The 2,372-nt window shown below is 50.5% G+C and carries 1 rRNA gene; it reads left to right on the top strand.

Annotated features, from left to right (window positions below):
- Positions 1-2,350 (top strand): 23S ribosomal RNA (locus B0187_RS09200); the annotation flags it as partial.
- Positions 2,351-2,372: the final 22 nt, after the last annotated feature.

Raw genomic sequence — 2,372 nt, 5'->3', positions numbered from 1 at the left:
ATGGGGTGACTGCGTACCTTTTGTATAATGGGTCAGCGACTTATATTTTGTAGCAAGGTTAACCGAATAGGGGAGCCGAAGGGAAACCGAGTCTTAACTGGGCGTTGAGTTGCAAGGTATAGACCCGAAACCCGGTGATCTAGCCATGGGCAGGTTGAAGATTGGGTAACACTAATTGGAGGACCGAACCGACTAATGTTGAAAAATTAGCGGATGACTTGTGGCTGGGGGTGAAAGGCCAATCAAACCGGGAGATAGCTGGTTCTCCCCGAAATCTATTTAGGTAGAGCCTTGAGCGGACACCTTCGGGGGTAGAGCACTGTTTCGGCTAGGGGTCCATCCCGGATTACCAACCCGATGCAAACTGCGAATACCGAAGAGTGATACTCAGGAGACACACGGTGGGTGCTAACGTCCATCGTGGAGAGGGAAACAACCCAGACCGCCAGCTAAGGTCCCAAAGTCTATGTTAAGTGGGAAACGAAGTGGGAAGGCTTAGACAGCTAGGATGTTGGCTTAGAAGCAGCCACCATTTAAAGAAAGCGTAATAGCTCACTAGTCGAGTCGGCCTGCGCGGAAGATGTAACGGGGCTAAAACATAGCACCGAAGCTGCGGCATCAGTGGTAACACTGTTGGGTAGGGGAGCGTTGTGTAAGCGGATGAAGGTGAATCGAGAGGTTTGCTGGACGTATCACAAGTGCGAATGCTGACATAAGTAACGATAAAACGAGTGAAAAACTCGTTCGCCGGAAGACCAAGGGTTCCTGTCCAACGTTAATCGGGGCAGGGTGAGTCGGCCCCTAAGGCGAGGCTGAAAAGCGTAGTCGATGGGAAACGGGTTAATATTCCCGTACTTGTAATAGATGCGATGTGGGGACGGAGAAGGTTAGGTTAGCAGACTGTTGGATGTCTGTTTAAGCCGGTAGGTGGGAAGATTAGGCAAATCCGGTCTTCCTTAACACCGAGAAGTGATGACGAGTTTCTACGGAAACGAAGTAACTGATACCACGCTTCCAGGAAAAGCCACTAAGCTTCAGTCTATTATAAACCGTACTGAAAACCGACACAGGTGGTCAGGTAGAGAATACTCAGGCGCTTGAGAGAACTCGGGTGAAGGAACTAGGCAAAATAGCACCGTAACTTCGGGAGAAGGTGCGCTGGCGTAGGTTGTAGGAGTTTACCTCCGAAGGCTGAACCAGTCGAAGATACCAGCTGGCTGCAACTGTTTATTAAAAACACAGCACTCTGCAAACACGAAAGTGGACGTATAGGGTGTGATGCCTGCCCGGTGCTGGAAGGTTAATTGATGGTGTTATCGAAAGAGAAGCTCCTGATCGAAGCCCCAGTAAACGGCGGCCGTAACTATAACGGTCCTAAGGTAGCGAAATTCCTTGTCGGGTAAGTTCCGACCTGCACGAATGGCATAATGATGGCCAGGCTGTCTCCACCCGAGACTCAGTGAAATTGAAATCGCCGTGAAGATGCGGTGTACCCGCGGCTAGACGGAAAGACCCCGTGAACCTTTACTATAGCTTGACACTGAACATTGAATTTTGATGTGTAGGATAGGTGGGAGACTAAGAAGTAGGCACGCCAGTGCTTATGGAGTCGTCCTTGAAATACCACCCTTTAACGTTTGATGTTCTAACGAAGATTGCGGAACGCGGTCTCGGACAGTGTCTGGTGGGTAGTTTGACTGGGGCGGTCTCCTCCCAAAGCGTAACGGAGGAGCACGAAGGTTTGCTAATCACGGTCGGACATCGTGAGGTTAGTGCAATGGTATAAGCAAGCTTAACTGCGAGACAGACAAGTCGAGCAGGTGCGAAAGCAGGTCATAGTGATCCGGTGGTTCTGAATGGAAGGGCCATCGCTCAACGGATAAAAGGTACTCCGGGGATAACAGGCTGATACCGCCCAAGAGTTCATATCGACGGCGGTGTTTGGCACCTCGATGTCGGCTCATCACATCCTGGGGCTGAAGTAGGTCCCAAGGGTATGGCTGTTCGCCATTTAAAGTGGTACGCGAGCTGGGTTTAGAACGTCGTGAGACAGTTCGGTCCCTATCTGCCGTGGGCGTTGGAGAATTGAGGGGGGCTGCTCCTAGTACGAGAGGACCGGAGTGGACGCATCACTGGTGTTCCAGTTGTTTCGCCAGAAGCATTGCTGGGTAGCTAAATGCGGAAGAGATAAGTGCTGAAAGCATCTAAGCACGAAACTTGCCCCGAGATGAGTTCTCCCTAGCTATAAGCTAGTAAGGGTTGTTGGAGACTACGACGTAGATAGGTCTGGTGTGTAAGCGTTGCGAGACGTTGAGCTAACAGATACTAATTGCCCGAGAGGCTTAACTATACAACGCTCAAATGTTTTTGAG

It is taken from the genome of Haemophilus paracuniculus, assembly GCF_002015115.1.
Classification (GTDB): Bacteria; Pseudomonadota; Gammaproteobacteria; order Enterobacterales; family Pasteurellaceae; genus Haemophilus_E; species Haemophilus_E paracuniculus.
The sequence above is the reverse complement of the archived record's forward strand: the minus strand, read 5'-3'. Positions and strand labels throughout refer to the sequence as shown.